Below are 24,917 nucleotides of genomic sequence, written 5' to 3' on the forward strand. Positions count from 1 at the left end.
AAGCGCTGACGCGTCAGTGATTGATGCAAAAAAGGTGGCGCAAGTACGTTCTGCCATTGAGCAGGGGACTTACGTGGTGAACGCAGAGGCAATTGCCGACAAGTTGCTGGCCAATGCCCAGGAAATGCTGAACCGCAGCACGAGCTGATTCCGAATCCCTTTATTTTTACTGCCTGAATGATGTTGCCTGCTCACCTCGAAAAAGCGCTGACTGACGTTGAACTCCATGTCAATGAGGTGTCGGCGGCGCTGGTGAGTGGCGAGCCGTTGGCGCTGACATCGGCCAGTGCGGCCTTGCGGCAGGTCGCGATTGATTTTTCGGCACTGTTGCAGCGTCTGACGTCCTTTGACATCAGGCACAAGGACCTGAAACCGCGCTTGACGCAAATTTCGAACGGCATGCTGCTCCAGCGTGAGAGTCTGCTGCGGCGCACCGCCTTGGTGGAGATGGCGCTCAATACGGTGATGCCCACGGATCCCAAGGCCACCTATGCGCAAACGGGCGGACCCTACGCCAGCGTGGGCCGCCAAACTGGCGCCTTCAAGTACCTGGCAGCCTGAGCGCCCCTGCTGTTTTCCCGTCTGCGGAAAATATATGCCAAATCGGGCTCTAGCCCCCGTGAAATAAGCGCATGCAGCTATTAAATTGATAGTATTCGCCGGCCTCAATGGGCTCGCATCTTGGCGCGCAAGCGGGCGATCGACTGACTGTGCAGCTGGCAAATGCGCGACTCCGTGACATCCAGCACCGCCGCAATCTCTTTCAGATTCATGTCCTGCTCGTAGTACATGCTCATGATGAACTGTTCGCGCTCGGGCAGATTCTTGATGGCGGCCACCAGCGCCTGGCGCAAGCGCTGGTCGCGCAGCATGTTCATCGGGTCAGCTTCGCTGTCGCCGACGTGGCGATCCAGAAAACTGTCGTCCTCGTCGCTGCCCCGCGCCATGTCTTCCAGGTAGACCAGTTGCGTGCCACGCACTTTGCCCAGCAGCGTCTGGTAATCAACCAGGCTCAAGCCCAGGTCGTCGGCAATTTCACTTTCCAGTGGCGTGCGGCCGAGTTTGTGCTCCAGCCGCCGCAGCGCCTGTTCGATATCTTTCTGGCTCTTGCGCGAGCCACGCGACATCCAGTCGTTGCCGCGCAGTTCATCGAGCATGGCGCCGCGAATGCGCTGGGTGGCGAACGTCTCGAACTGAACGCCCTGCGCCGCTTCGTAGCGCGTCAAGGCCTCCGACAAGCCGATCAGACCGACCTGAATCAGGTCATCGACCTCCACGTTGGCGGGCAATTTGGCCATCATGTGGTGGGCCAGACGCCGCACCAAGGGCTGGTACTGCCGGATCATGGCGTTACGGTCGAGTTGTCCCTTGGCGGTGTACATCAATGACTCCCGATAAATTGGTGACGGTGCAGCGGCATGGCGTTTTCGAGCAGTCGCAAGGCCAGTCGGCACATGTCGTCCGACCGGCGCTCTTGGGGCTGCAAGGCCCGAACGGCCAACGCATCAAGCCGGTAGCCAAGGAAGGTGAGGGCACAGTGCTGCAAATTGGTGACCGGTGAGTGGCTGGCTGCGGTGTTGTTCAAGGGCGGCTCGCCCACGATGGCTGCCATGGTAGGCCTTAGTTTGGTGCTCTGCAACAGCTGCTTGAGGGCCTGGTAGGCAGTGACCGCTGACATTTTGACCGGTGCCACGGTCAACAGGGGCTCAATGCCACTGTCGGGCAACAAATCGGCCAACAGTCCCGCTTGGGCATAGATGACAACGATGCCATAGCGCTGAAACAACTCGCTCAGCGGTGCCAGCGACCCGCCGGGGCGCGCCATCGGTTGGCACAGCTGCGCCAACCCAAGTGCCGCCGGGATCACCGACCAGGACAAGGGGGCGCTGCTGTCGTCACCCTGCAGGTGGGCATCGTCGAGCATGTGCGCCAGCCCCGGGTTGTCGGCTGATTCAATCGTGGTCGCGTCCAGCACCGCCACAGAATGCCCCAGATCAACCAAGGTCGTGCACAGACTCCACAGCAGGGGCAACTCGCCCTGCTGTTGGCCATGGCTGGCCACGGCCACGACGCGTGGCGCTGACTGCAAGGCCATGCGTTGCAGCCCGGCTCCCTGGTTGACATCCATGTCAAGCATCGAGCCGTCCTGCCTGCGCTGCGCTGGCTGGGGTGAAGAAGAAATCCAGGTCGGCCGGTTTCGGGTCGAACGCCGACTTGGCCGGCGATCGCATCGACTGACGCACCAGTTTGGCGCTATCGGCGGCCTCCCAGTCCTCCGGTACTTTTTGGCCCATGGTCACACCGCGCAGCACCAATTGGTGGCGAATGATCGCATCCAGCGCGGGCCCGAGTTTGGCCGCTTCGTCGGTTTTGGAGAGCACCGCCTGTTGCACGCCGGTGGATTTGAAGGAAGAGACCACCTCGTCGAGCGAGTCGCCATGCCCGCCCGCATTGAGCACCAGCAAGCGGTTCACACCCGGCAAATCCAGCACATCGAGCATGCCGCGTTTGCGCGGGTCGTTCGGGGCCAGGCCGGTGGTGTCAATCAAAACCATTTTTTTGTTGCCCAGCAAGTTCAGCAGGTCTTGCAGCGCGGCGCGGTCATGCGCCAGATGGGCCACGACGCCCAGCATGCGGCCAAAAGCGCGCAATTGCTCGTGGGCACCGACTCGATAGGTGTCGAGCGTGATGAGCCCGACGCTGGCCGGGCCGTGGGTGCGGGCACACAGGCCAGCCAATTTGGCGGCGGTGGTGGTCTTGCCCACGCCGGTGGCGCCGACCAGTGCATAGGTGCCGCCCTCCTCATGAATCGGGCGGGCCGCTGCGTCGGTTTTCAGGTTGCGTTCCAGGATGTCCATGACCCAGCGCACGGACTCAGTGGCGCCCATTTCTTCGGGCATGCGCTCCAGAATGGTGCGCGACAGCGTGGGCGAATAGCCCGCGCGGATCAGCTTGAGCATCAGGTTGGACTGAATCGGGCTCTGGCGGGCTTGGCCCAGCCAGGTCAGCGTGTTGAAGCGGTCTTCAATCAGCGCCTTCATGGCGTGCAACTCGCTCACAATGCCTTGCGACAGGGCGGGCGCCGGCGCAGGGGCCAGCACCGGGGCGCGTTTGGGCGCGAGCACCGCCTTGACGGGCGGCTGAAGCTCGATCGTTTCGACTTGTCGCGGACTCGGCCGTGCCACCGCTTGGGGTGTGGGCTCTGGCGCGGCGTCCTGGCCCGCCACTGCCGCTGTCTGACCGCTCAGGGACTCATGACGGCGGCGCAGCATGCGTTCGCGCACATAGTCCTGAAACGACAAGGTGCTCATGGCCAGTTGGGTCGCGTCATCCTCCACCGCGGTGCTGGACTCGGGCGCGCTGGCGAGGGCGGCGCGGCGCAGCATGGGCTGGTCCTTGCTGCGGGTGGCAAAAGATTCAGAAGTGTCCAGGGCCGCCAGGGTGTCTTCGGCGGTAGCGACCACCTCGACGCCGGTGGCGGTGGGGCGATTCGACAAAATCAGCGTGCCCTCGCCAAAGGCGTGGCGCGCCTTGGCCAGCGCCTCGCGTGCCGTGGGTGCGTTAAAGCGTTGAATGTTCATGATGAGGCACCTTTAAGAATCGGACCGATGCGGATGGTGTGGGTTTCTGGAATCTCACTGTGCGCGAGCACCTGAAGCCGGGGTGCCACACGTCGGACCAGACGCGAGATCGCGCTGCGAATTTGATCGGGCACCAGCAGGCAGGCCGGGATGCCAATTTCTTCCTGCTTCAAGGCGACTTCGGCCGCGGTGCGGGTGAAGATGTCGGCCACGCCGGGGTCGAGTGCCGGACCGTTGGCGTTGCCCAGTGCCTGCACCAGCAGCCGCTCAAGCGGCGGATCAATGGCAATCACATTGAGTTCCCGCGCCGGGCCGTAGATTTGTTGCACGATGGCCGGCGACAAGGCGATGCGCACGCGCCGCGCCAACTCCGCCGGGTCAGTCACGGTGCTGGCATGTTCGGCGAGGGACTCAATGATGGTGCGAATGTCGCGGATATGGACCGACTCGTCGAGCAGAAGTTGCAGGACTTTCTGAAAAACAGCGATCGTTACCATCTTGGGAACCACTTCTTCTATCAGTTTCGGCGCCAGTTTGCTCACGTGTTCCACCAGTTGCTGGGTTTCGGTTCGGCTCAGCAGTTTGGAGGCCTGAACCTGCATCAAGTGTGACAAATGCGTGGCCATCACAGTCTCGGAATCAACTACGGTAAAGCCGGCCATTTGCGCGGCTTCCTTTTGCTGTTCGTCGATCCAGTGCGCGGGCAAACCAAAGGCCGGGTCGGTGGTGGCGGTGCCGATCAAGGGTGTCGTGATGCCGCCCGGATTGATAGCCAGGTACATGCCGGGAAAGGCTTCGCCTTCTCCCGCGATCACGCCGCGCAGCGTGATGCGGTAGCCGCTGGGCTTGAGTTCCAGGTTGTCGCGCACATGCACCGGCGGCGGCAAAAAGCCGACCTCCTGCGCAAATTTACGGCGCACGCCCTTGATGCGGGTCAGCAAGTCGCCCTGGCGGGTTTTGTCGACCAGGGCGATCAGCCGGTAACCCAATTCAAGGCCCAACTGGTCCACCGGCTGCAGGTCATCCCAGGAGGCTTCGCCGTCGGACGTCACCACCGGCACCAGCGATGCCGGGTCCGGTGGCAGGGGCTTGTGCGCCAGCTCCCAGGCCGCATAGCCCAGCACCAGCGCGATGCCGAGGAACACCACGTGCGGCATGCCCGGAATCAAACCCAGAACGCCCATGATGGCCGCCGTGATGCCGAGCACGCGGGGCGACACAAACATTTGATCAACAATCTGACGGCCTAGGTCGTGGCCCTTGCCAACCCGCGACACCACCATCGCCGCCGCCACCGAGATCAGCAAGCCCGGAATCTGCGCCACCAGTGCGTCGCCGACGGCCAGCAGGATGTAGGTGTCGGCCGCTTGTCCAGCCGTCAAGCCGTGCTGCAAGACTCCAATCATGAAACCGCCAAAAATATTGATCAACAGAATCAGAATGCCGGCGACCGCATCGCCACGCACGAACTTGGAGGCGCCATCCATGGAACCAAAAAAGTCGGCTTCTTCCGAGACTTCGGCGCGGCGCCGTTTGGCTTCTTCCTCATTGATCAGGCCCGCATTCAGGTCGGCGTCCACCGCCATCTGCTTGCCCGGCATGGCGTCCAGTGCAAATCGCGCCGATACCTCGGCGATGCGCTCGGCACCCTTGGTCACCACAACAAAATTGATAACCACCAGAATCGAGAAAACGATCAGGCCGACCGCAAAGTTGCCGCCGATCAAGAAGTGGCCAAAGGCTTCAATCACCGCGCCGGCGGCGCCTGGCCCGGTGTGGCCTTCCATCAGCACGACGCGGGTGGACGCCACATTGAGCGACAGCCGCATCAACGTGGTCAGCAACAGCACGGCAGGAAAGGCGGCAAAGTCGAGCGGGCGAATCATGTAGGCCGCCACCATCATCACCATCAGCGCGACGGCGATATTGATCGTGAAAAAAGTGTCGAGCAGCCACGGTGGCAGCGGCAACACCATCATGGCCAGGATCGCCACCACCAGCATCGGGGCGGCGGCGCCCTTGATCAGGGCTGAATTGCCGCCAAACCACTGTTGGAACACTTTGAGTTGGGTATTCATGCAGCGCTCGTGCTGGCCACGACCTTGGACAAGGGATCAAGCTCGGGTGGGACAAACGGTTGTGGCGGCTCACCCGGCGTCGGGCCGTTGCCGTGCAGGGCGGCCTTCAGCCGGTAAATATAGGCCAGCACCTGCGCCACCGCGGCGTAGAGGCTGGCTGGGATGTCCTGGTCCAGTTCGGCATGGGCGTACAGGGCCCGCGCCAGCATCGGCGACTGCAGCACCGGAATGGCGTTGTTCTTGGCGATGTCGCGGATTTTCATGGCCAGCAGATCGGCGCCTTTCGAGATAACCTGGGGCGCACGCATGGTCTTGTCGTCGTATTTGATGGCCACGGCAAAGTGGGTCGGGTTCATCAGCACGAAATCTGCTTTTTGCACCGCGCCGATGCTGTTGCCCTGCGAAATCTCACGCTGGCGCTGGCGCAGCTTGCCTTTCATCTGCGGGTTGCCGTCTGACTCCTTGTGCTCCTGCTTCATTTCCTGGTGCGACATCTTCATCTTCGACTTGTGCAAAAAACCTTGCAGCGGCACGTCGACCATCGCCACCAGCAAAATCACCACCAGCAACAACGCCATCCCGGAGACCAGCCACTCTGTCAGCATCGGCAGGGCCGCGCGGGAGGGCTGCAAAACCAGCATCGCCAGCGAGTGCATGGTGGAGCTCAAATACGTGCTACCCAGCGCGATCAACATGGCGGCGACAAAGCTCATCTTCAGCACCTCAGTGAACTTGTCTTTGGTGAACATGCGCCCGAAGCCGGTCAATGGGTTGAGTCGGCTGAAGTCCGGCGTGATCGGCTTCAAGCTGCTGACCCAGCCACCGGTGGCGATGCTGCTGAGGAATACGGCCACCGTCGTGATGGCGGCAAAGATCACGCAACCAAGCAGCCCGGCCGTGGCCATATCCTGCATGCGGGTGATCATGGTGGTTGGGTTGTTGACCGCCAGCGCGTCAAAAGAGAGCTGCTGCGCCAGCAGCACTCTGAGCCGGTCAAACATGAGGGGCGCCAGCGCCATCAGACTCAGGGCGCCGGTCCCCAGGACTGCCAAATGTCCCAAGTCCCGCGAACGGCTGACCTGTCCGTCATCACGCGCCTTTTGCAGCTTGCGCTCGGAGGCGGGTAAATTGCGGTCCTGACTGCTTGGTTCCATGGCGGGGAGGCTGTTGAGTTCCCACCATTGTCGTGACGCGAATCCCTAACTAAAGGGCAATAAGCGGGGAATTAACCCGCCACTTCGGGCAAATTTTAGAAGCCCAGGCTGGCTAACAAATCATCAACTTCAGATTGACCGCTCACTACATCCGGGTTGCCTTCGGGGCTGACGACCGGACCTTGCAGAATCGGTTGCAGCTCAGCTGCGACCGGGTGTGGCACTTTGACCACGGCCTCCGCCGGGGCGGTCTGGATCAGCAATTGAACCAACTGCTCTTCCACGTTGGCAACCAGGGTGACAACCTTGGCAATCACCTGGCCGGTCAAGTCGTGAAAGTCCTGTGCCATCATGATTTCGGTCAGGTGCTGGTCAACCTGTTGGGTGGCCGCCTCAACGTCGGTCAAAAAATTCATCACATGACCCTTGGCCACAGCGGCCACCGGGTCTTTCACAATCAAGGCACCAATACGCCGCGTCTCTGCAGCGATGTGATCGTGTTGTGCCTTGGCCTGGTCCACCCGGTTCAGCACCTTCTCGGCGGCTTCACCCGTGAGGCGTGCAATGTAGGAGAGGCGACTTCGGGCATCGGGTATTTCGCCGGCCCAGCCTTTGACCTTGTCGGTCAGGCCCAGGCCGTTGAGTGCGTCATGCAATTGACGCGTCAGCACGCCTATGGATTGATGAACGTCGGCCGGCAATGCCGAGCTGGCGGCAGGGGAGATCAGGTTGCTTTGCATGGTATTACTTGAGGCCCAGCTTGGTGAGGATCAGGCTGACTTTGTCTTCCAGGGTGGCCTTGGTGAAAGGTTTGACGATGTAACCCGCCGCGCCGGATTGGGCGGCCAGCACGATGTCTTCCTTGCGCGCTTCAGCGGTCACCATGAGTACCGGTATATGTTTGAGCTTGTCGTCTTTTTTGATTTCAGACAGCAGCTGAAAGCCATTCATATTGGGCATGTTGATGTCGCTGACGACAAAGTCAAAATTGCTGTTGCGCAATTTTTGCAGTGCCACCACGCCGTCTTCAGCCTCATCGCCCTCGGCATAGCCACTTTCCTTCAGCAGGTTGCGCACGATGCGCCGCATGGTGGAGAAGTCGTCAACAACCAAAAATCGAAGCTCATTTGCCATGGGGCGCCCTTTCAATGGCGATTGTCCGAACAGTTAATAGTAGATACCGAATCATGATGTCTCACTGCGTTGGGCTGGTGGGTGGGGTAACTGGCGCGGCGACCGGGTCTAATGTTGTCAGCGAGCGACCGGTCCCCATCAGTCGTTCCTCTGCTTCGCGCGTCATCACGGTGATGCTGATTCTACGGTTCACCGCGCCGGTTGGATTCTCGCCGTCCAGCAGGATGCTCGATGCCAGTCCAACCACCCGCGCCAATTTGTCGTCTGGCATGCCGGCGGCCACCAGCTCGCGCCGGGACGCGTTGGCGCGATCAGATGACAGCTCCCAGTTGCTGTAACCACGCTGGGCGCTGCTGTAGGGCGAACTGTCGGTGTGGCCGTCCAGGCTGATTTTGTTCTCCACACCGTTCAAGGCGCCGCCGATTTCCCGCAAGATGTCGCGCATATAGGGTTTCACCGCCGCACTACCGCTGTCAAACATGGGGCGCTTTTGATCATCAACAATCTGGATCTGCAGACCATCGGCCGTGGTTTCCAGTCTGATTTGCTTGCTGAACTCGGCCAGTTTGGTGTTGGTGGAAATGAGGGCGCTGATCTTTGCGCTGATCGTGGCGAGCTTGCGCGCGTCTTGCTTGGCGAATTCGGCCTTGACGGCATTGGCACGCATCTTCTTTTGAATCGGGTCGCTGCCGTCGCCGCGGCGGGATTGGCCACTCTTCTGCGTCAAATCGGCCCCACCACCGGGCAAAATGCTGTTGCTGGCCCCCGCGCCGCTGCCGCCTTGCATGGACACCTTGAGCGGCGCCGTGAAGTAGTCGGACAAGCCTTTTTTGTCGCCTTCCGAGGTGGAACCCAGCAGCCACATGAGCAAGAAGAACGCCATCATGGCCGTCACAAAGTCGGCGTAGGCAATCTTCCAGGCGCCACCATGTACGGCGTGCCCGCCCTTCTTGATCTTCTTGACGATGATCGGCTGCAGCTTTTTGGCGTCAGTGGCCATAGCAGCCTAGCGTGTACTTATTTTTTGCCACGCACATAGCTTTCCAGCTCGATAAAGGTGGGTCGTTCTGTGGAGAACAGCACTTTGCGGCCAAATTCAATGGCGGTTGACGGGTTGTAACCTTGCATGCTGGCCAGCAGCGTGGTCTTGATGCACTCCAGCTCTTTGGCACTGTCTTCGGTCTTTTGCTCCAGCAGTCCGCCCAGCGGCTCCACCACGCCATAAGCCAGCAGAATCCCCAAGAACGTGCCCACCAGTGCCGAGGCAATCATGCCACCCAGCACCGCCGGCGGTTGCCCGACTGAGCCCATCGTGTTCACCACGCCCAACACCGCCGCCACAATGCCGAATGCCGGCAAGGCGCCGGCCAAGCGTGCAATGGCGGCAATCGGGGCGTGCGATTCGGCATGGTGGGTGTCAATCTCGCTGTCCATCAACGACTCGATCTCATGTGCGTTCAGGTTACCCGAGACCATCATGCGCAGGTAATCAGTCATGAACTCCACCACATGGTGGTCACTGCCCACCGTGGCGTATTTTTGAAAAATGGCGGAACTGTGCGGGTCTTCCACATCTTTTTCGATCGCCATCAAACCCTCTTTGCGGGCTTTCTGCAAGATGTCGTAAAGCAGGGCCATCAGTTCCAGGTAACGCGCCTTGGTGTACTTGGATCCTTTGATGGCCAGCGGGATGAGCTTGATCGTGGCGCGCAACACCTTGGGCTGGTTGTTGACTGCAAACGCGCCCAAGGCACCGCCAAAGATGGTGATCAACTCAAATGGCAAGGCCTTGAGAATCACCGCGATGTTGCCGCCGTGAAAGATGTAAACGCCAAAGATGCAACCCATGGAGACGGCATAACCAACAATAACTATCATGTTTTTATAACGTCAAAATGAGAAATGTCAGCCTTGGGTGAATCGTTGACTATATTGCGCGTCGGTTCATTCTAAGGAACAAAGCTTGCCGCCAAGAAAAAGAAAAGGGCACCAAAGGCGCCCTTTTAGCAGTGCTTGCCCGGCTGCCGACTCAGTGCAGCATGATGCCGCCAGCGTTGGCGCTTTTGCCGGCGCGTGCCGGCGGTGTGCACAGACCGCATTCAAAGTGACGGGCATTTTCATAGGCCTCGGTGACGAAGTGGCCGCCACATTTGCAGCACTTGGTCATGGCCAACATGTGGTTGTTGATAAATTTGACCAGGCGCCAGGCGCGTGTGATGGACAGCAGGGGCTCGACCCCGCAGGCAGCAATTTGCTCGCTATAGAGCCGATAGGCCTTCATGACGGCGTCAATGTCGTCCAACTCGCTCACCTTGCTCAGGTATTCGTAAGTGTTCAAGAACAGTGACGCGTGGATATTGGGCTGCCAGGTGAGAAACCAGTCGGTCGAAAACGGCAGTTGGCCTTTGCTGGGGGAGCGCCCGGCGACTTCCTTGTAGAGGCGCAGCAAACGCTCATATGACAGGCTGGTTTCGCTTTCCAGTACTTGCAGACGGGCGCCGAGTTGAATCAGCGCGACCGCGCGCTCAACTTGCCGTGAATCATTCAAAACGCTTTTGGTGGATGCGGTGGCCATGGTAGGTATTCCTTACATCGCTTCGGCAAAACGACCGGCCATCAAGATGCTGGCGTGCAACTTGGTGGTGGCATCGTTGTTGACCTTGGTGGCGGTATGGTTGGTGAGCAGGTTCCAGACCATGTCGTCGTCTACCCGAAACCGGCACAGCAGCATGGGGCTGGAGGCAATTTTCAAAATTTGCGCGGGCGACAGCGTGGCAATCAGGTCCGCCGACTCTTCGGACACGCCCAAACGAAACAGTGCCTCGGCCTTGTCCTTGCGGATCACGTTTTGCGCCAGCATCAAGTAGGTGAGGTTGGCCTCGCGGATTTCAGTGGTCAATTGGTCGTCGGTCATGGTCGGCTCCTGCGTTGGGCGAAACCCTTTGGGGATCGCGATGGCGTTGATTCTGAACGCCACTGCCAGGAACTTGAATCGGCATCTGCCTGTATGGCCTGTCAGGGATGCGCCGCGGGCTTGTCAGGGAAATTCCTACTTTTCCAGCGAAAACAGACTGTGAACGCCGCAAGGGCGCGTTTCTGGTGTATCGAATAACTGACCAGTCAGTCAGCCAATCAGCGCTGAGCGGGACGCCCGTGGATGAACCGGCGTATGCAACAACTGCCTGTCACTTTGGATTGGCAAGTCTAAGGGAAAACCCTTATAGTGCAACCCATGATTGAAACCAAAGAAAAAGTTCCGCCTCCCTCGGACCGGGATCCGGCGATGTGGTTTTCGCCCATGGAAGCGCAAACTGCGCCGTCGCCCGGCCGGGCCTCGCCCTTGATGGTGCCCATCCGCTCGCTCGGCGCCAATCACCGCGCGCGCATCGCCCGCCACTTGCTGGCGCTAGAGCCGCATGACCGTTACCTGCGTTTCGGCTTTGCGGCCAATGACGCGCAAACTCAACGCTACACCGACAGTCTGGATTTTGAGCGGGACGAGATCTTTGGCATTTACAACCGGCGGCTGGACCTGATTGCCATGGCGCATCTGGCGTTCGACGCGGACAGCAAGCGGCGCGACTGCGCCGAGTTCGGCGTGTCGGTGTCGAAAACAGCACGCGGGCGCGGCTACGGGGCGCGCCTGTTTGACCGGGCTGCCATGCATGCCCGCAACGCCGGGGTGGGCCGGATGTTCATTCACGCCCTGAGCGAGAACACGACCATGCTGAAAATTGCCCGCAAAGCCGGCGCCACGGTGGAGCGCGACGGCTCTGAGTCCGATGCCCATTTGCTGTTGTTGCCCGCCACGCTGGACTCCCGTTTGACCGAACTGGTTGAAGAGCAACTTGCCCAGACTGACTACCGCATCAAGGTGCATGTGAAACAGTTTCGCGACGCCTTGGGCGGCGTCATGGCACGGCGCCCCGATGCGCGCAACGACCAGAGAGACAGTCCAAAGTAGGGCGGCTTGAGCGCCTGTCGCCGCAGGGCCGCGCCAATCCGCTATCCTTGAGGCTCGCAAACAACCGCATGTCCTGCTCTACTGGCTGTGTCAGACCCCCATCCCACGCGTCCCGATCGTGAAGACAAACGCACATTTCTGCGGAAATTGGCCGAGTTCCTCCACCCCGGGCCGGACTCGACCGACGAACTGATTGCCACCCTGGCGGATGCCGAAGACAACGACATCATTGGTGCCGAGTCGCGCCTGATGCTGGAGGGCGTCATCCGCATGGCCGACATGACCGCTGGCGACGTGATGGTGCCCGCCACCCAGATGGAACTGGTCAATATCGCCGACCCGTACGACGTGATGATGCATGGCGTGATTGATACCGCACACTCGCGCTTTCCGGTGCATGACGGGGAGCGCGAAAACATCATCGGCATCCTGATGGCCAAGGACTTGCTCAAGCTCCAGCGCGCACCAGAGCTCAACATCCGGGCGCTGCTGCGTCCAGCGGTGTTTGTGCCGGAAAGCAAAGGGCTCAATGATCTGTTGCGCGATTTCCAGAGCAACCACAACCACATGGCGATCGTCATCGACGAATTTGGCCGGGTCGCCGGTCTGGTCACGATCGAGGACGTGCTGGAAGAAATTGTGGGCGAGATCGAAGATGAGTTCGATATTGACGAGGATGAAGGTGATGTCTACGCGCTGGCCGACCGCACTTACCGCGTCAGTGGCGACACCCCGATTGAGCGCGTTGAGAACGCGTTCGGCATCAAACTCAGCGGCACCGATCCAGACGATCAATTTGACACGATTGGCGGCTTGATCGCCCATGAAATGGGCCATGTGCCCAAGCGCGGTGAACGCCATGTGCTGGCCGGGCTCAATTTCGTCGTGATGCTGACCCAGGGCGGGGCGGTGAAATGGTTCAAGGTGTCACCGGTGGCCGATGCCTCGACTTAGCGCGCTGCCAAGCTGGATTGGCTCGCTGGCGACGCCCGCGCCAAGGGTCACGCTGTGGCGCCTGGCGATGGTTTTGCTGGCCGGCCTTGCCCATGCGGCCAGCCTGGCTTGGCCCTGGTCGCTGCCTGAAACTCCCGCTGGCTTGCTTGGCTTGCGCCTTGGCGAGCCGGTTTGGTGGCTGCAACTGCTGGCACTGGGCACTCTGGCCTGGCTGCTGGAGAGATGCCGCCACAACTGGCGCGTGGGCGCCCTGTGGGCTTGGTTGTTTTCCACCGCCTGGCTGATTGGCTCCTTTGGCTGGACCTATGTGGCCATGCACACTTACGGCGGTTTGCCGAGCTGGCTGGCGGCGTTGGCGGTGCTGGCGCTGGCCGGTTTGCTGGCGGTTTACTACGCCGCAGTTTGTGGACTATTTGTGGCTCTAGCCATCGTCCACAGGGCGTTGGCAGCTATTGTTTTTGCTTCTCTTTGGGTGCTGGCTGAATTGGCGCGTGGCATCTGGTTGACCGGCTTTGGCTGGGGCGCGGCGGGCTACGGCCACGTCGACGGGCCGCTGGCGGCTTACGCGCCGTGGTTGGGTCTGTACGGTTTATGTGCCCTGGCGGCGTGGCTGGCGATGAGCGGGGTGCAGATCGTTCAGCACGATCAGCCTTGGCGCCAGCGAGCGTTCACGCTGGCGCTGGCTCTGGCCCTGCTGGCATTACCGCCGTTGCAGCGCCTGGACGGCGCGGATACCTCGGGATCGACCGGACGCCTGGCCGTCACGCTGTTGCAAGGCAACATACCGCAGAACGAAAAGTTTGAGAGCGGCACCGGCGTGCCGCTGGCCTTGCGGTGGTACGGTGAACAATTGACGAGCAGCCGCACCGCGCTGGTGATTGCGCCTGAAACGGCGCTTCCCGTGCTGCCACAGCAGTTGCCGCCCGCCTACTGGCGTGCGCTGCAACAGCGTTTTGCCACCGGTCAGCAAGCGGCCATCATTGGCACCCCGCTGGGCAATGCGCAGGACGGCTATACCAACTCCGTGGTCGGCCTCAAGCCCGGGCAGGCGGCGCCCTGGCGCTACGACAAGCATCACCTCGTGCCGTTTGGCGAGTTCATTCCGCCGATGTTCAAGTGGTTCAACGCGATGATGAACATTCCGCTGGGCGATTTCAACCGCGGCGCGCCCAAGCAAGCGCCGTTTGACTGGCAGGGGCAACGGTTGTCAGCCAATATCTGCGTGGAGGATCTGTACAGTGAAGAGTTGGGGCTGCTTTTTGGTGACCCGGCCCTGGCGCCCACTATTTTTGTCAATGTCAGCAACCTGGCCTGGTTCGGCAACGGCCTGGCGATGGACCAGCACCTGCAAATCGCACGCTTGCGGGCGCTGGAATTTGCCCGCCCCATGGTACTGGCCACTAACACCGGGCTGACGGCGATTGTGGACCACCGCGGTCGCGTAACGCACGCCCTGGCGCGCAACACGCGCGGCGCTTTGGTGGGCGAGGTCGAGGGGCGAACCGGCGTGACTTTCTATGGCTGGTGGGTTTCGCGCTATGGCTTGTGGCCGCTGTGGCTGCTGGCCCTAAGCCTGGTCTTGCTTGGCACGCGCAGTCACTTGCGAAAACGCCGGTCGTCGGCTGATCGGTCGTGCTAGGCTGGGGCAGCTTGCCAACCCTCGTAAAATTGATCGTTGCGCGCGAGCGAAGCGTGTCCTTCTCCAAAACCCCGGGCGCAGCCCGCACCAGCACCCCGTTATGTTGACCTTTCAGCAAATCATCTTGAAACTGCAGTCCTACTGGGCTGACCAGGGCTGCGCCTTGTTGCAGCCTTACGACATGGAAGTCGGCGCTGGCACCTCGCACACCGCGACATTTTTGCGCGCGCTGGGTCCCGAGCCCTGGAAATGTGCGTATGTGCAGCCGAGCCGCCGTCCCAAGGACGGCCGTTATGGCGACAACCCGAACCGCCTGCAGCATTACTACCAGTACCAGGTAGTCCTGAAGCCGGCCCCCAGCAACATTCTGGAGCTGTACCTGGGTTCGCTGGAGTCGCTCGGTTTTGATCTGAAGAAGAACGACATCCGCTTCGTCGAGGACGACTGGGAAAACCCGACGCTGGGCGCCTGGGGCCTGGGCTGGGAGGTCTGGCTCAATGGCATGGAAGTCACACAGTTCACCTACTTTCAGCAGGTCGGCGGCATCGACTGCCGGCCCATCACGGGCGAGATCACCTACGGCCTGGAGCGCCTGGCGATGTACCTTCAGGGCGTTGACAACGTCTACAACCTGCAGTGGACGGACAACCTGCGCTATGGCGACGTCTACCTGCAAAACGAAAAAGAGCAGTCGGCCTACAACTTCGAGCACAGCGACGCCGATTTTTTGTTCACTGCGTTCACGGCGCACGAGCGCCAGGCCAAGCACCTGATTGAGGTGCAATTGGCCCTGCCGGCCTACGAGCAGGTGCTCAAGTGCGCTCACAGCTTCAACCTGCTGGACGCCCGCGGCGCCATCAGCGTGACCGAGCGTGCCGCCTATATCGGGCGCATCCGCAACCTCGCGCGCGCCGTGGCACAAAGCTATTTTGAAAGCCGCGAACGCCTGGGCTTCCCGCTGGCGCCGCGCGAGTGGGTGGCCCAGATGACGAAGAAAGCAGCCTAACCATGACGACTCAAAACCTTCTCGTTGAATTGTTTGTCGAAGAGCTGCCGCCCAAGGCGCTCAAGAAGCTGGGCGAAGCCTTTGCCCGCGAACTCGCTGAGCAGCTGCGCGCCCAGGGCCTGGCCAGTGCCGACTCGGTGGTGACGCCTTATGCGTCACCGCGCCGTCTGGCGGCCCACATCACGCAGGTCTGGCGCAAGGCCGCCGACCAGGCGGTGCAGCAAAAACTCATGCCGGTCAGCGTCGCTCTGGACGCCACCGGCCAGGCTACGCCGGCATTGCTGAAGAAATTGCAGGCGCTCGGGGCTGATGTGACCGACCCGATGGCCGCCGTGGCCGCGCTGCGCCAAGCCCCGGACGGCAAGGCGCAGGCGCTGTTTTACGACAGCCTGGTCACGGGCGCCACGCTGGACGTGGGCCTGCAAAAAGCCCTGGAGGAAGCCATTGCCAGGCTGCCGATCCCCAAGCTGATGAGCTACCAGCTGGAGACCGATTGCAAGCTGCCGGGCTGGAGCAGCGTCAATTTCGTGCGCCCGGCGCATGGTCTGGTGGCGCTGCACGGCAGCACCGTGGTGCCGGTCAAGGTGCTGGGGCTCACGGCGGGCAATAGCACGCAGGGCCACCGCTTTGAGGCCCGCGTCTCGCCGGTGCTGATTGCGCATGCCGACGACTACGCCGCCACACTGGCGCAAGACGGCGCCGTGATGGCCAGCTTCGACGAACGCCGCGACAACATCGTGCAGCAGTTGGCCGGCGCTGCGGCCGCGCTGGGCCGCAGCGACCCGCGCGGCACCCATGCTGCCTTGCACCCGATCGAGGACGAGGCGCTGCTGGACGAGGTGACGGCGCTGGTGGAGCGCCCCAATGTGCTGGTGTGCCAGTTTGAACCCCAGTTTCTGGAGGTGCCGCAAGAGTGCCTGATCCTCACCATGAAGGCCAACCAGAAGTACTTTCCGCTGCTCGACGCGGCGGGCAAGCTGACGCACCAGTTTCTGGTGGTCAGCAACATCAGCCCGCTGGATGCCAGCTTTGTCATCGGCGGCAACGAGCGCGTGGTGCGCCCGCGCCTGGCCGATGCCAAGTTCTTTTTTGACCAGGACCGCAAGAAGACGCTGGCGTCGCGCGTGGCCGGGCTGGACCAGGTGGTCTATCACAACAAGCTGGGCACGCAAGGCGAGCGCACCGAGCGCGTGCGCGCCATTGCCAGCGCCATCAGCCGCCAGTTGGGCGATACGGATGTGACTGTTGCCGCGGACACCGCGGCGCGGCTGGCCAAGACCGACTTGCTGACCGACATGGTGGGCGAATTCCCCGAGCTGCAGGGCATCATGGGCGGCTATTACGCCCGCCATGACGGCCTGGGCGAAGACATTGCCTGCGCCATTGAAGACCATTACAAGCCACGTTTTGCCGGCGACGACCTCCCGCGCCATCTGACTGGCGTGGTGGTGGCACTGGCCGACAAGCTGGAAACCCTGGTTGGCATGTTCGGCATCGGTAATCTGCCCACCGGCGACCGGGACCCGTTTGCGCTGCGTCGCCATGCGCTGGGTGTGATTCGGATGTTGACCGAGAAGGACCTGCCGCTGGACTTGGACGCGCTGCTGGCGACGGCCGCCGCCTGCTTCGGCGACAAGATCAAGGACGCTTCAGCCGCGCTCAGCGACTTCATGTTTGAGCGCCTCGCCGGCAGCCTGCGCGAGCAGGGCTACAGCGCCAACGAGGTGGACGCGGTACTGGCGCTGCGTCCGCAGCGCCTAGGCGACGTGGCCCGGCGCCTAGGCGCCGTGCGCGCCTTCGCCGCCCTGCCCGAAGCGCCCGCGCTGGCCGTTGCCAACAAGCGCATCGGCAACATCCTCAAAAAGGCGCCTGACGTGGACCCGCATGTCAGCGAAGTGCTGCTGCAGGAACCCGCCGAAATTGCCTTGTTTGCCGCGATGCAGTCACTGGGGCCGCTTGCAAACGCGCAGTTTGAGGCGCTCGACTACACCGCCTCGCTGCAAACGCTGGCCGCCCTGCGCGCACCGGTGGATGCGTTCTTTGACGAGGTCATGGTCAACGCCGAGCAACTCGACTTGCGCCTGAACCGCCAGGGTTTGCTCAAAAGCCTGCACGGCGCGATGAACCGCGTGGCCGATCTGGCGCGGGTGGCGGCCTGAGCGACGGCGCGTTGAAGCGACTGCACGCCATGGGAACCATGAAACTCGTCATCCTTGACCGCGACGGCACCGTCAATCAGGACAGCGCCGAATTCATCAAAACTCCGGAAGAATGGCTGCCCCTGCCTGGCGCGCCGGAGGCGATTGCCCGGCTCAACCACGCCGGCTGGCATGTGGTCATCGCCAGCAACCAGTCCGGTTTGGGGCGCGGCTTGTTTGACGTGTCGATGCTCAATGCGATCCACGCCAAGATGCACAAAATGCTGGCGGCGGTGGGCGCCCGGGTCGATGCCGTGTTCTATTGTCCGCACGCGCCCGATGAGGGTTGCCACTGCCGCAAGCCCGAACCCGGCCTGTTTGAGCAGATTGGCGAGCGCTACGGGCTGGACCTGCACGGCGTGCCGACCGTGGGCGACACGGCGCGCGATGTGCTGGCGGGTGCGCGCACGGGCTGCGAGCCGCATTTGGTGCTGACGGGCAAGGGCGCGGCCTATCGCGGCCGGCGCTTGCCACACAACTTCCCCAAAGCGACGTTGGTGCACGACGATCTGGCGGCCTTTGCAGACTTTCTGATTGCGCGGGAAGCCGCCATGGCTGTGCTAACGCCTGAATAGCTATAAAAAAAATAGCGGTTTGCGTAGTATCCACGGGGGCTAGAGGCCTAAAACGTATAAATGTTATTGATTCGCTCCATGTTGCACATGGCGTGGCTGCTGATCACGGTGATTCCGTGGGGGCTGGCGCTGGTGCTGATTTCGCTCTGGGTGCGCCGCACAACGCTGTGGTGGTTTGCCGTCGACTGGTTTCGGCTGGTGATCTGGGGGACTCGCGTGTTTTTGGGCGTGCAAGTGCGTGTCAGCGGCCTGGAAAACTTGCCGGCGGGCGCCACCACGCCGGCGATTTTGCTGTCCAAGCACCAGTCCACGCTGGAAACGCTGCTGATCCCGACCCTGATGCCGCGCCCGCTGGCGTTTGTCTTCAAGCGCGAGTTGTTGCGCATCCCGTTTTTTGGCTGGTCGATGGCGCGGCTCGACATGATCCACATTGACCGAGAATCGCGCGCCCTGGCCATGAAACATGTCATTGAGCAAGGCAAGCAACGCTTGGCGCAAGGCACCTGGGTCATCATGTTCCCCGAAGGCACGCGCATTGCGCGCGGTCAAACCGGCACCTACCAAACGGCGGGCACCCGGCTGGCGGTGGAGACCGGCGCGCCGGTGGTGCCGATCGCCGTGTCGTCGGGCAAATGCTGGCCGCGCCAGGGCTTCATCAAGTACCCCGGCGTGGTGGATGTCTCGATTGGCCCGGCCATTCCCAGTCTCGGGCGCGAACCCAAAGAGCTGATGCGCGAGGTGCAGGCCTGGATCGAAGCCGAAATGCGCCGGATTGACCCGCAGGCTTATTTGTAGGCGCAGCGATGCATCCCTTGCTCCGCTTCACGCTGGATCTTTTTGAGCCCAATCGGGTGCCAGCCCCCGTTAATTCTCCGCAACATGCTATCGAAGTAATAGTGAAAGAGGCCTTGCCTGCCGGCCCACCGGCGGCGCTGGCGGCGCCTGCCGCGGCTTGCGCACCGGTCAGCTGGCGCCACCCGCGCGCCAATCGCGAAGCCCGGCTGGACGACGTGCTGGTGGCCTACGAGTTCAAGCGCGGCCAGCGCCGCAGTATTGGCTTTGTCATTCGGCCTGAAGGGCTGGTGGTGAGTGCGCCCAAATGGGTGCCGCTGCATCAGGTCGACGCGGCGCTGCAGAATAAGTCGCGCTGGATTGTCCAGAAGCTGGGCGAGACGCAGGCACGCCAGCAGCGCCTGTTGGCGCGTGGCGTTGAATGGTGCGACGGCGCGATGATTCCGTATCTGGGGCAGTCGCTGCGACTGTTGCTGGTGTCGCCTGCGGCCCTGGCGGGCACCGGTGGCAGTTTGAACGCCGGGGGCATCGGCACGGCTGAGCTCACGCAGGTCGATACGCCGAGCCTGACGCTGCGCCTGGCCCTGCCCGTTGAGGCCACGTCGGATCAAATTCGTGACGCGGTGCACGCCTGGCTCAAACGCCAGGCACAAGCGCTCTTCAAGGCGCGGCTCGATCACTTTGCCCCGCAGCTGCAGGTGCAGTGGCGCCGGCTCGCCCTGAGCAATGCCCGCACCCGCTGGGGTAGCGCGCACATCGACGGCGCGATCCGGCTCAACTGGCGCCTGATGCACTTTCAGCCCGCCGTCATCGACTACGTGGTGGTGCATGAACTCAGCCACTTGCGGGTGATGGACCACAGCCCGCGTTTCTGGGCCACCGTGCACTCAGTCATGCCCGACCATGTTGCGCTGCGCCGACAGCTCAAGGACGAGGCCTTGCCGCACGGCTTGTGACACTGCCGGCTGGCCCGGCTTGAGTTTTCGCAGCCGGACCGACGCGCTGCGTGCTAAGCTGGCAGGCCAAGCGCTGGACCCTCCAGCCCCTGCCCAGTTCAACTGAAAAAGGAGACCTCCATGTCCGGCTTGTTGCCCCACGTCGATCCCGACGGTTTGCTCGAATTTTCCGTGGTCTACACCGACCGCGCGCTCAACCACATGTCCAAGAGTTTCCAGCACGTGATGCGGGACATTGCCGCCGTTCTCAAGGACGTGTACCACGCCAAGTCGGCGGTGCTGGTGCCGGGCAGTGGCACTTTCGGCATGGAAGCCGTGGCGCGCCAGTTTGCGGGCGGCAAAAAAGTGCTGATCATCCGCAATGGCTGGTTCAGCTACCGCTGGACGCAGATTCTGGACATGGGCCACATTGCTGCGGAATCCACCGTGCTGAAAGCGCGCCGGGTGGGCAGCGACAAACAGTCGCCCTGGGTGCCCGCGCCGATTGACGAGGTGGTGGCCGCGATCCGCGAGAAGAAGCCCGACGTGGTGTTCGCCCCGCACGTTGAAACCGCCAGCGGCATCATCTTGCCCGACGAGTACCTGCGCGCCGTGGCCGCTGCCGTGCATGAGGTCGGTGGCCTGTTCGTGCTGGACTGCGTTGCCTCGGGCGCGATGTGGGTCAACATGGTGGACACCGGCGTCGATGTGCTGATCAGCGCGCCGCAGAAAGGTTGGAGCAGCTCGCCGTGCTGCGCCATGGTGATGCTCAATGAGCGGGCCCGCGCCGCCATCGACGCCACCACGAGCAGCAGTTTTGCCTGCGACCTGAAAAAGTGGTTGCAGATCATGGAGACCTACGAGAACGGTGGTCATGCTTACCACGCCACCCTGCCGACCGATGCGCTCACGCACCTGCGCGACACCATGAAGGAGACGCAGGCTTATGGATTTGACCGCGTTCGCGCCGAGCAGATTGAGCTTGGCACCAAGGTACGCGCGCTGTTTGAGCGTAGTGGCATCCCGAGTGTGGCGGCCGCGGGATTCCAGGCGCCGGGGGTGGTGGTGAGCTACACGAGCGACCCCGAGATTCAGTCCAGCCGGAAATTTCTGGGAGTTGGCCTGCAGACCGCGTCGGGTGTGCCCTTGCAGTGTGACGAACCGGCTGACTTCATGACGTTCCGGGTGGGGCTGTTTGGCTTGGAAAAATGGCATAACGTGGACCGCACCGTCGGGCAGCTGGCTGCGGCGCTGGACCAGATTTTGTGACGGCTGGCGCGCTCGGCACAACCATTTCGCCTGGCTTCGACGTCCGGGATTTGAGTTGACGGCGCGCATGCGCTCCTACAATTTGAATAATTTCTTACCAACAAGGGTTTTATGAACGTCATCCGCTTCTCCGATCTGTGCGCCCAGGGTCAAGTCTCCGGCAAGCGCGTTTTTATCCGCGCCGACCTCAATGTGCCGCAAGACGAGGCTGGCCACATCACCGAAGACACCCGGATTCGTGCTTCCATTCCCTGCATCCAGATGGCGCTCGACGCCGGGGCGGCGGTGATGGTGACCTCGCACCTGGGGCGCCCGACCGAAGGTGCGTTCAAACCGGCAGACTCGCTGGCACCCGTGGCCGAGCGCCTGGCTGAGTTGATGGGCCGCCCCGTGCCTTTGCTTGCCAACTGGGTCGATGGCGTCAGCGTGCAACCCGGCCAACTGGTGTTGCTGGAAAACTGCCGCGTCAACCCCGGGGAGAAGAAGAACAACGAAGCGCTGGCCAAAAAAATGGCGGCCTTGTGCGATATTTTTGTGCACGACGCTTTTGGCACGGCACACCGCGCGGAGGCTTCCACCTACGGCATCGCCCAATTTTCCAAGGTGGCATGCGCAGGGCCGTTGCTGGCCGCTGAAATGGACGCCATCACCAAAGCGCTGGCAAACCCGAAACGCCCGCTGGTTGCGATTGTGGCGGGCTCCAAGGTGTCGACCAAACTGACCATTTTGAAAAGCCTGGCTAGCAAGGTGGACCAACTCATCGTCGGGGGCGGCATTGCCAACACCTTCATGCTGGCGGCGGGCTTGAAGATCGGCAAGAGTCTGGCCGAACCCGATTTGTTGGACGATGCCAAGGCCGTGATCGCCGCCATGAAGGCGCGCGGCGCGGCGGTACCGATCCCGACCGATGTGGTCACCGCCAAGACCTTCGCGGCCGATGCCGTGGCCACCGTCAAGGCCGCCACGGAAGTCGACGATGATGACCTGATTCTCGATATCGGTCCCCAGACCGCCGCTGCCCTGGCGACGCAGCTCAAGGCCGCCGGCACGATCGTCTGGAACGGCCCGGTCGGCGTGTTTGAATTTGCGGCGTTCGAGAATGGCACCAAGACCATCGCACGCGCTATCTCGGAGTCCAGCGCGTTTTCAATCGCCGGTGGCGGCGACACCCTGGCCGCCATCGCCAAATACGGCATTGAAAAGCAGATGGGCTACATCTCGACCGGAGGCGGCGCCTTTCTGGAGGTGCTCGAAGGCAAAACGCTGCCCGCCTTTGAGATATTGACGCGGCGCGCGGCGGGTTAAGCTGAAATAGCGTTCAGAGCCCCGGGTCGGTGGCGTTCATGATTGATTGGACGTGGGCCGACGGCGCTGCGCTGTTTCGGGCGGGTTCCGCTCTTGCTCGGGCACGGCCTGAGCCACTCGCTGTCATCGGGTGATGTCTAAGAAGCCTGCTACCGGATGTGCGGTTCGGCCAGCAGTTGCTCCGGCAATGTGAAGTAAGCTGAACTCGCGCCACGCTGCTCGCGCGCCTGAGCCAATTCATGGCGCGCCACGGTGCGCAAATGCACTTCATCCGGGCCATCAAGCAGTTGCATGGCGCGGCCCCAGGTCCAGAAGTAGGCCAGTGGCGTGTCAGGTGACAGGCCCATCGCGCCAAAAACCTGGATGGCGCGGTTGACGACCCGCGTTTGCAGCCGCGCCGTCACCACCTTGATGGCGGATACATCGACCCGGCTCTGGGGGTGCGCGCCCTGGTCCAGCTGCCAGGCGGCGCGCAAGACCAGCAGGCGGGCCTGGTCAATCTCCAGACGCGACTCGGCAATCCATTCCTGCACATTGGCAAAGTCAGCCAGGTACTTGCCAAAGGCATGCCGCTCCAGCGTGCGATCGCACATCATGCGCAGCGCCAACTCGCACTGCCCGATCGTGCGCATGCAGTGGTGGATGCGCCCCGGACCCAGGCGCGCCTGCGCCATTGCAAAACCGGCGCCTTCCTGGCCCAACATGCTGGCAGTCGGCACGCGCACGTCTTTGAAGACAATCTCGCAATGCCCTTCGGGCGAATGGTGCTGCATGATGGGGATGTTGCGCACCAGCGTGACACCGGGCGTGTCGAGCGGTACCAGCACCATGCTGTGCTGGGCGTGCTTGTCGGTGCTTTCGTCACCACTGCGGCACATCACAATCAGCAGGCGGCAGTCTGGATGCGCAGCGCCCGTCACAAACCATTTGCGGCCGTTCAGCACTAATTGATCGCCTTCATGGCGCACGCAGGTCTGCAGGTTGGTGGGGTCTGAGGACGCGACGTCGGGCTCGGACATGGCAAAAGCAGAGCGCATTTCGCCGTTCAGCAAGGGAGTCAACCAGCGCTGGCTCTGCTCAGGAGTGGCAAACAGGTGCAGTAGCTCCATATTGCCGGTGTCCGGTGCGCTGCAGTTGAACACCTCCGAGGCCCAAGGAAGGCGCCCCATGATCTCGGCCAAGGGCGCGTACGCCAGGTTGCTCAAACGCTGCCCGGGTTCGTTGTCATGCAGGCTGGGCAGGAAGAGATTCCACAGACCTTCTGAGCGCGCCAGTGCCTTGAGATCGTTCATAAAGGGCGGTGGAAAGATGCCTTGCGCCACCGCGTGATGCCAGGCGCCGTTGTAAGGCAGCACGTATCGGTCAATAAACTCTTCCAGGCGCCGGCGCAGTGTCTGCACCTGTGGTGAATAGTCAAAATCCATGGAGTGCCTTTCGGTTTGAGCCGCGAATCCTCACGCGGTGACTGGGTCGGGTGCCGCATACCGGAGTTGACTGGCGGCTGCAGGCCGAATTTTGCCGACAGTGGCCTCAATTGGCTGTCACCTCGGTAATGAGCTGCAAGGGCCTCCGGTGCGGCGTTGCACGCTGTCTTTCGCGCAAGAATGTGTCACCACTTGCCTGGCGTTGTTGTTATGGCGACCGCTTGGCCGCCCCTCTCGCCTGGACAGGCCGAAAACAGCTCTTTTCTATCTGGTTCATCGAGCGGGCACCACTGCAGTGCGCTGAAACCTTCGGCCTGCCATGAAACGCACTAATTCTGGACGTTTTGAAGGGCTGGAAGCACATCATTCAAAAGAACAAGGGTAAACCAGTAAATTGGTGCTATAGTTCGCGGCTCAGCTGATTTAAATCAGCTGGGTACGGAAAGACAAGAAGCGACGACGTTCTGATGTAATGTGGTATCGACGTCAAATCAAGTCAGCTCGGAAAGAAAAAAAGAAATTTTTAAATTTCTAAGAAAAACGCAAAAAAGCGTACTATAATTTGAGGCTCCGCTGATCACAGTGAAGAGCAAGAAGGCAAAGCAAGACGCAAGTCAAGTGACGCTGAAGATCATTAAAAACATACAGCCGATAAGTGTGGGCGTTTGAGGCGAAAAGCCAAGTTCTTCGGAACTATGTCTTAACTGACATACAAACGCTCATGAAGTAAAAAAAGATGTGAAATTCAGAAATGAAGTTCACGTTGATTCCAATTTATGAGTAGCCTGAGCAATCGGGCAAAAAATTCAAGATCGAACTATAGAGTTTGATCCTGGCTCAGATTGAACGCTGGCGGCATGCCTTACACATGCAAGTCGAACGGCAGCACGGGAGCAATCCTGGTGGCGA

The 24,917-nt window shown here is 61.5% G+C and carries 24 protein-coding genes and 1 rRNA gene; 13 read left to right on the forward strand and 12 right to left on the reverse strand.

Going from position 1 to position 24,917, the window contains the following annotated elements; all coding sequences use genetic code 11:
* Both flgM and GZ093_RS12760 read left to right on the forward strand, forming a co-directional pair.
* A partial coding sequence (gene flgM / locus GZ093_RS12755; protein ID WP_296486491.1) for a flagellar biosynthesis anti-sigma factor FlgM occupies nucleotides 1-148 on the forward strand: 148 nt, incomplete at its 5' end.
* Between the two features lie 32 nt (nucleotides 149-180).
* The gene (locus GZ093_RS12760) at nucleotides 181-561 is read left to right on the forward strand and encodes a hypothetical protein (RefSeq protein WP_296486449.1); all 381 of its coding nucleotides are present in this window, start codon (nucleotides 181-183) and stop codon (nucleotides 559-561) included.
* Nucleotides 562-665: 104 nt separating this feature from the next.
* On the opposite strand, the gene GZ093_RS12765 is transcribed toward GZ093_RS12760, so the two are convergent.
* From GZ093_RS12765 to flhD, 11 genes are all read right to left on the reverse strand, one after another.
* The gene (locus tag GZ093_RS12765) at nucleotides 666-1,382 is read right to left on the reverse strand and encodes an RNA polymerase sigma factor FliA (RefSeq protein WP_296486451.1); all 717 of its coding nucleotides are present in this window, start codon (nucleotides 1,380-1,382) and stop codon (nucleotides 666-668) included.
* Nucleotides 1,382-2,137: a hypothetical protein gene (locus GZ093_RS12770; RefSeq protein ID WP_296486452.1), complete on the reverse strand. Its 756-nt coding sequence runs from the start codon at nucleotides 2,135-2,137 to the stop codon at nucleotides 1,382-1,384. Before GZ093_RS12770 ends, GZ093_RS12765 begins: the two co-directional genes overlap by 1 nt.
* Nucleotides 2,130-3,581, reverse strand: coding sequence for a flagellar biosynthesis protein FlhF (gene flhF, locus GZ093_RS12775; protein ID WP_296486454.1), 1,452 nt, complete (start codon nucleotides 3,579-3,581; stop codon nucleotides 2,130-2,132). Before flhF ends, GZ093_RS12770 begins: the two co-directional genes overlap by 8 nt.
* Nucleotides 3,578-5,659: a flagellar biosynthesis protein FlhA gene (gene flhA / locus GZ093_RS12780; RefSeq protein ID WP_296486456.1), complete on the reverse strand. Its 2,082-nt coding sequence runs from the start codon at nucleotides 5,657-5,659 to the stop codon at nucleotides 3,578-3,580. The genes flhF and flhA overlap by 4 nt, the downstream gene beginning before the upstream one ends.
* Nucleotides 5,656-6,813, reverse strand: a complete 1,158-nt coding sequence (locus GZ093_RS12785) for an EscU/YscU/HrcU family type III secretion system export apparatus switch protein (protein WP_296486458.1) — start codon at nucleotides 6,811-6,813, stop codon at nucleotides 5,656-5,658. The genes flhA and GZ093_RS12785 overlap by 4 nt, the downstream gene beginning before the upstream one ends.
* Nucleotides 6,814-6,908: 95 nt before the next feature.
* Nucleotides 6,909-7,553, reverse strand: coding sequence for a protein phosphatase CheZ (locus GZ093_RS12790; protein ID WP_296486461.1), 645 nt, complete (start codon nucleotides 7,551-7,553; stop codon nucleotides 6,909-6,911).
* A 4-nt stretch (nucleotides 7,554-7,557) separates the two neighbouring features.
* Entirely contained in the window at nucleotides 7,558-7,947 is a 390-nt protein-coding gene (cheY, locus tag GZ093_RS12795) for a chemotaxis response regulator CheY (RefSeq protein WP_296486463.1), read from the reverse strand.
* 61 nt (nucleotides 7,948-8,008) lie between these two features.
* The gene (gene motB / locus GZ093_RS12800) at nucleotides 8,009-8,947 is read right to left on the reverse strand and encodes a flagellar motor protein MotB (RefSeq protein ID WP_296486464.1); all 939 of its coding nucleotides are present in this window, start codon (nucleotides 8,945-8,947) and stop codon (nucleotides 8,009-8,011) included.
* A 17-nt stretch (nucleotides 8,948-8,964) separates the two neighbouring features.
* Complete coding sequence (gene motA, locus GZ093_RS12805; RefSeq protein WP_296486467.1) at nucleotides 8,965-9,825, reverse strand: flagellar motor stator protein MotA; 861 nt, start codon at nucleotides 9,823-9,825, stop codon at nucleotides 8,965-8,967.
* 151 nt (nucleotides 9,826-9,976) lie between these two features.
* A complete protein-coding gene (gene flhC, locus GZ093_RS12810) occupies nucleotides 9,977-10,522 on the reverse strand; it encodes a flagellar transcriptional regulator FlhC (protein WP_296486469.1) in 546 nt (181 codons plus the stop codon).
* 12 nt (nucleotides 10,523-10,534) lie between these two features.
* Nucleotides 10,535-10,861 carry a flagellar transcriptional regulator FlhD gene (gene flhD, locus GZ093_RS12815; protein WP_296486471.1) on the reverse strand — a complete coding sequence of 109 codons (327 nt, stop codon included), beginning with the start codon at nucleotides 10,859-10,861 and terminating at the stop codon, nucleotides 10,535-10,537.
* 369 nt (nucleotides 10,862-11,230) lie between these two features.
* On the opposite strand from flhD, the gene GZ093_RS12820 reads away from it, so the two are divergent.
* The 10 genes from GZ093_RS12820 to GZ093_RS12865 all read left to right on the forward strand — a co-directional run bounded on the left by GZ093_RS12820 (nucleotide 11,231) and on the right by GZ093_RS12865 (nucleotide 22,584).
* Complete coding sequence (locus GZ093_RS12820) at nucleotides 11,231-11,911, forward strand: GNAT family N-acetyltransferase (protein ID WP_296486493.1); 681 nt, start codon at nucleotides 11,231-11,233, stop codon at nucleotides 11,909-11,911.
* An 87-nt stretch (nucleotides 11,912-11,998) separates the two neighbouring features.
* Nucleotides 11,999-12,865: a transporter associated domain-containing protein gene (locus GZ093_RS12825; protein WP_296486473.1), complete on the forward strand. Its 867-nt coding sequence runs from the start codon at nucleotides 11,999-12,001 to the stop codon at nucleotides 12,863-12,865.
* Complete coding sequence (gene lnt / locus GZ093_RS12830; protein ID WP_296486475.1) at nucleotides 12,852-14,504, forward strand: apolipoprotein N-acyltransferase; 1,653 nt, start codon at nucleotides 12,852-12,854, stop codon at nucleotides 14,502-14,504. The genes GZ093_RS12825 and lnt overlap by 14 nt, the downstream gene beginning before the upstream one ends.
* Before the next feature lie 100 nt (nucleotides 14,505-14,604).
* The gene (glyQ, locus tag GZ093_RS12835) at nucleotides 14,605-15,510 is read left to right on the forward strand and encodes a glycine--tRNA ligase subunit alpha (RefSeq protein ID WP_296486476.1); all 906 of its coding nucleotides are present in this window, start codon (nucleotides 14,605-14,607) and stop codon (nucleotides 15,508-15,510) included.
* Nucleotides 15,511-15,512: 2 nt separating this feature from the next.
* A complete protein-coding gene (glyS, locus tag GZ093_RS12840; RefSeq protein ID WP_296486477.1) occupies nucleotides 15,513-17,669 on the forward strand; it encodes a glycine--tRNA ligase subunit beta in 2,157 nt (718 codons plus the stop codon).
* 29 nt (nucleotides 17,670-17,698) lie between these two features.
* On the forward strand, nucleotides 17,699-18,283 hold the full coding sequence (gene gmhB, locus GZ093_RS12845) for a D-glycero-beta-D-manno-heptose 1,7-bisphosphate 7-phosphatase (protein WP_296486479.1): 585 nt from the start codon (nucleotides 17,699-17,701) through the stop codon (nucleotides 18,281-18,283).
* Nucleotides 18,284-18,343: 60 nt separating this feature from the next.
* Nucleotides 18,344-19,078, forward strand: coding sequence for a lysophospholipid acyltransferase family protein (locus tag GZ093_RS12850; RefSeq protein ID WP_296486481.1), 735 nt, complete (start codon nucleotides 18,344-18,346; stop codon nucleotides 19,076-19,078).
* 8 nt (nucleotides 19,079-19,086) lie between these two features.
* On the forward strand, nucleotides 19,087-20,031 hold the full coding sequence (locus GZ093_RS12855; RefSeq protein WP_296486483.1) for a SprT family zinc-dependent metalloprotease: 945 nt from the start codon (nucleotides 19,087-19,089) through the stop codon (nucleotides 20,029-20,031).
* A gap of 120 nt (nucleotides 20,032-20,151) precedes the next feature.
* The gene (locus GZ093_RS12860) at nucleotides 20,152-21,279 is read left to right on the forward strand and encodes an aminotransferase class V-fold PLP-dependent enzyme (protein WP_296486485.1); all 1,128 of its coding nucleotides are present in this window, start codon (nucleotides 20,152-20,154) and stop codon (nucleotides 21,277-21,279) included.
* A 111-nt stretch (nucleotides 21,280-21,390) separates the two neighbouring features.
* Nucleotides 21,391-22,584, forward strand: a complete 1,194-nt coding sequence (locus tag GZ093_RS12865) for a phosphoglycerate kinase (protein WP_296486486.1) — start codon at nucleotides 21,391-21,393, stop codon at nucleotides 22,582-22,584.
* A 149-nt stretch (nucleotides 22,585-22,733) separates the two neighbouring features.
* Here the strand turns inward: GZ093_RS12865 and GZ093_RS12870 are convergent, their stop codons facing one another.
* Nucleotides 22,734-24,008, reverse strand: coding sequence for an acyl-CoA dehydrogenase family protein (locus GZ093_RS12870; RefSeq protein WP_296486488.1), 1,275 nt, complete (start codon nucleotides 24,006-24,008; stop codon nucleotides 22,734-22,736).
* A gap of 814 nt (nucleotides 24,009-24,822) precedes the next feature.
* Here GZ093_RS12870 and GZ093_RS12875 point away from each other — a divergent pair.
* Nucleotides 24,823-24,917, forward strand: a 16S ribosomal RNA gene (locus tag GZ093_RS12875); the annotation flags it as partial.

The organism is Rhodoferax sp. (assembly GCF_010365055.1).
GTDB lineage: Bacteria > Pseudomonadota > Gammaproteobacteria > Burkholderiales > Burkholderiaceae_C > Rhodoferax.

Excerpts from the sequence above, each read along its gene's own strand:
- glyQ (WP_296486476.1), top strand. The coding sequence starts at position 14,605 with ATGTTGACCTTTCAGCAAATCATCTTGAAACTGCAGTCCTACTGGGCT.
- GZ093_RS12850 (WP_296486481.1), top strand. The coding sequence starts at position 18,344 with ATGTTATTGATTCGCTCCATGTTGCACATGGCGTGGCTGCTGATCACG.
- GZ093_RS12760 (WP_296486449.1), top strand. The coding sequence starts at position 181 with ATGTTGCCTGCTCACCTCGAAAAAGCGCTGACTGACGTTGAACTCCAT.
- GZ093_RS12870 (WP_296486488.1), bottom strand. The coding sequence starts at position 24,008 with ATGGATTTTGACTATTCACCACAGGTGCAGACACTGCGCCGGCGCCTG.
- GZ093_RS12765 (WP_296486451.1), bottom strand. The coding sequence starts at position 1,382 with ATGTACACCGCCAAGGGACAACTCGACCGTAACGCCATGATCCGGCAG.
- lnt (WP_296486475.1), top strand. The coding sequence starts at position 12,852 with ATGCCTCGACTTAGCGCGCTGCCAAGCTGGATTGGCTCGCTGGCGACG.
- GZ093_RS12855 (WP_296486483.1), top strand. The coding sequence starts at position 19,087 with ATGCATCCCTTGCTCCGCTTCACGCTGGATCTTTTTGAGCCCAATCGG.
- GZ093_RS12770 (WP_296486452.1), bottom strand. The coding sequence starts at position 2,137 with ATGCTTGACATGGATGTCAACCAGGGAGCCGGGCTGCAACGCATGGCC.
- gmhB (WP_296486479.1), top strand. The coding sequence starts at position 17,699 with ATGGGAACCATGAAACTCGTCATCCTTGACCGCGACGGCACCGTCAAT.
- GZ093_RS12790 (WP_296486461.1), bottom strand. The coding sequence starts at position 7,553 with ATGCAAAGCAACCTGATCTCCCCTGCCGCCAGCTCGGCATTGCCGGCC.
- motA (WP_296486467.1), bottom strand. The coding sequence starts at position 9,825 with ATGATAGTTATTGTTGGTTATGCCGTCTCCATGGGTTGCATCTTTGGC.
- flhC (WP_296486469.1), bottom strand. The coding sequence starts at position 10,522 with ATGGCCACCGCATCCACCAAAAGCGTTTTGAATGATTCACGGCAAGTT.
- GZ093_RS12865 (WP_296486486.1), top strand. The coding sequence starts at position 21,391 with ATGAACGTCATCCGCTTCTCCGATCTGTGCGCCCAGGGTCAAGTCTCC.
- glyS (WP_296486477.1), top strand. The coding sequence starts at position 15,513 with ATGACGACTCAAAACCTTCTCGTTGAATTGTTTGTCGAAGAGCTGCCG.
- cheY (WP_296486463.1), bottom strand. The coding sequence starts at position 7,947 with ATGGCAAATGAGCTTCGATTTTTGGTTGTTGACGACTTCTCCACCATG.
- GZ093_RS12785 (WP_296486458.1), bottom strand. The coding sequence starts at position 6,813 with ATGGAACCAAGCAGTCAGGACCGCAATTTACCCGCCTCCGAGCGCAAG.
- GZ093_RS12860 (WP_296486485.1), top strand. The coding sequence starts at position 20,152 with ATGTCCGGCTTGTTGCCCCACGTCGATCCCGACGGTTTGCTCGAATTT.
- GZ093_RS12820 (WP_296486493.1), top strand. The coding sequence starts at position 11,231 with ATGTGGTTTTCGCCCATGGAAGCGCAAACTGCGCCGTCGCCCGGCCGG.
- flhD (WP_296486471.1), bottom strand. The coding sequence starts at position 10,861 with ATGACCGACGACCAATTGACCACTGAAATCCGCGAGGCCAACCTCACC.
- motB (WP_296486464.1), bottom strand. The coding sequence starts at position 8,947 with ATGGCCACTGACGCCAAAAAGCTGCAGCCGATCATCGTCAAGAAGATC.
- flhF (WP_296486454.1), bottom strand. The coding sequence starts at position 3,581 with ATGAACATTCAACGCTTTAACGCACCCACGGCACGCGAGGCGCTGGCC.
- flhA (WP_296486456.1), bottom strand. The coding sequence starts at position 5,659 with ATGAATACCCAACTCAAAGTGTTCCAACAGTGGTTTGGCGGCAATTCA.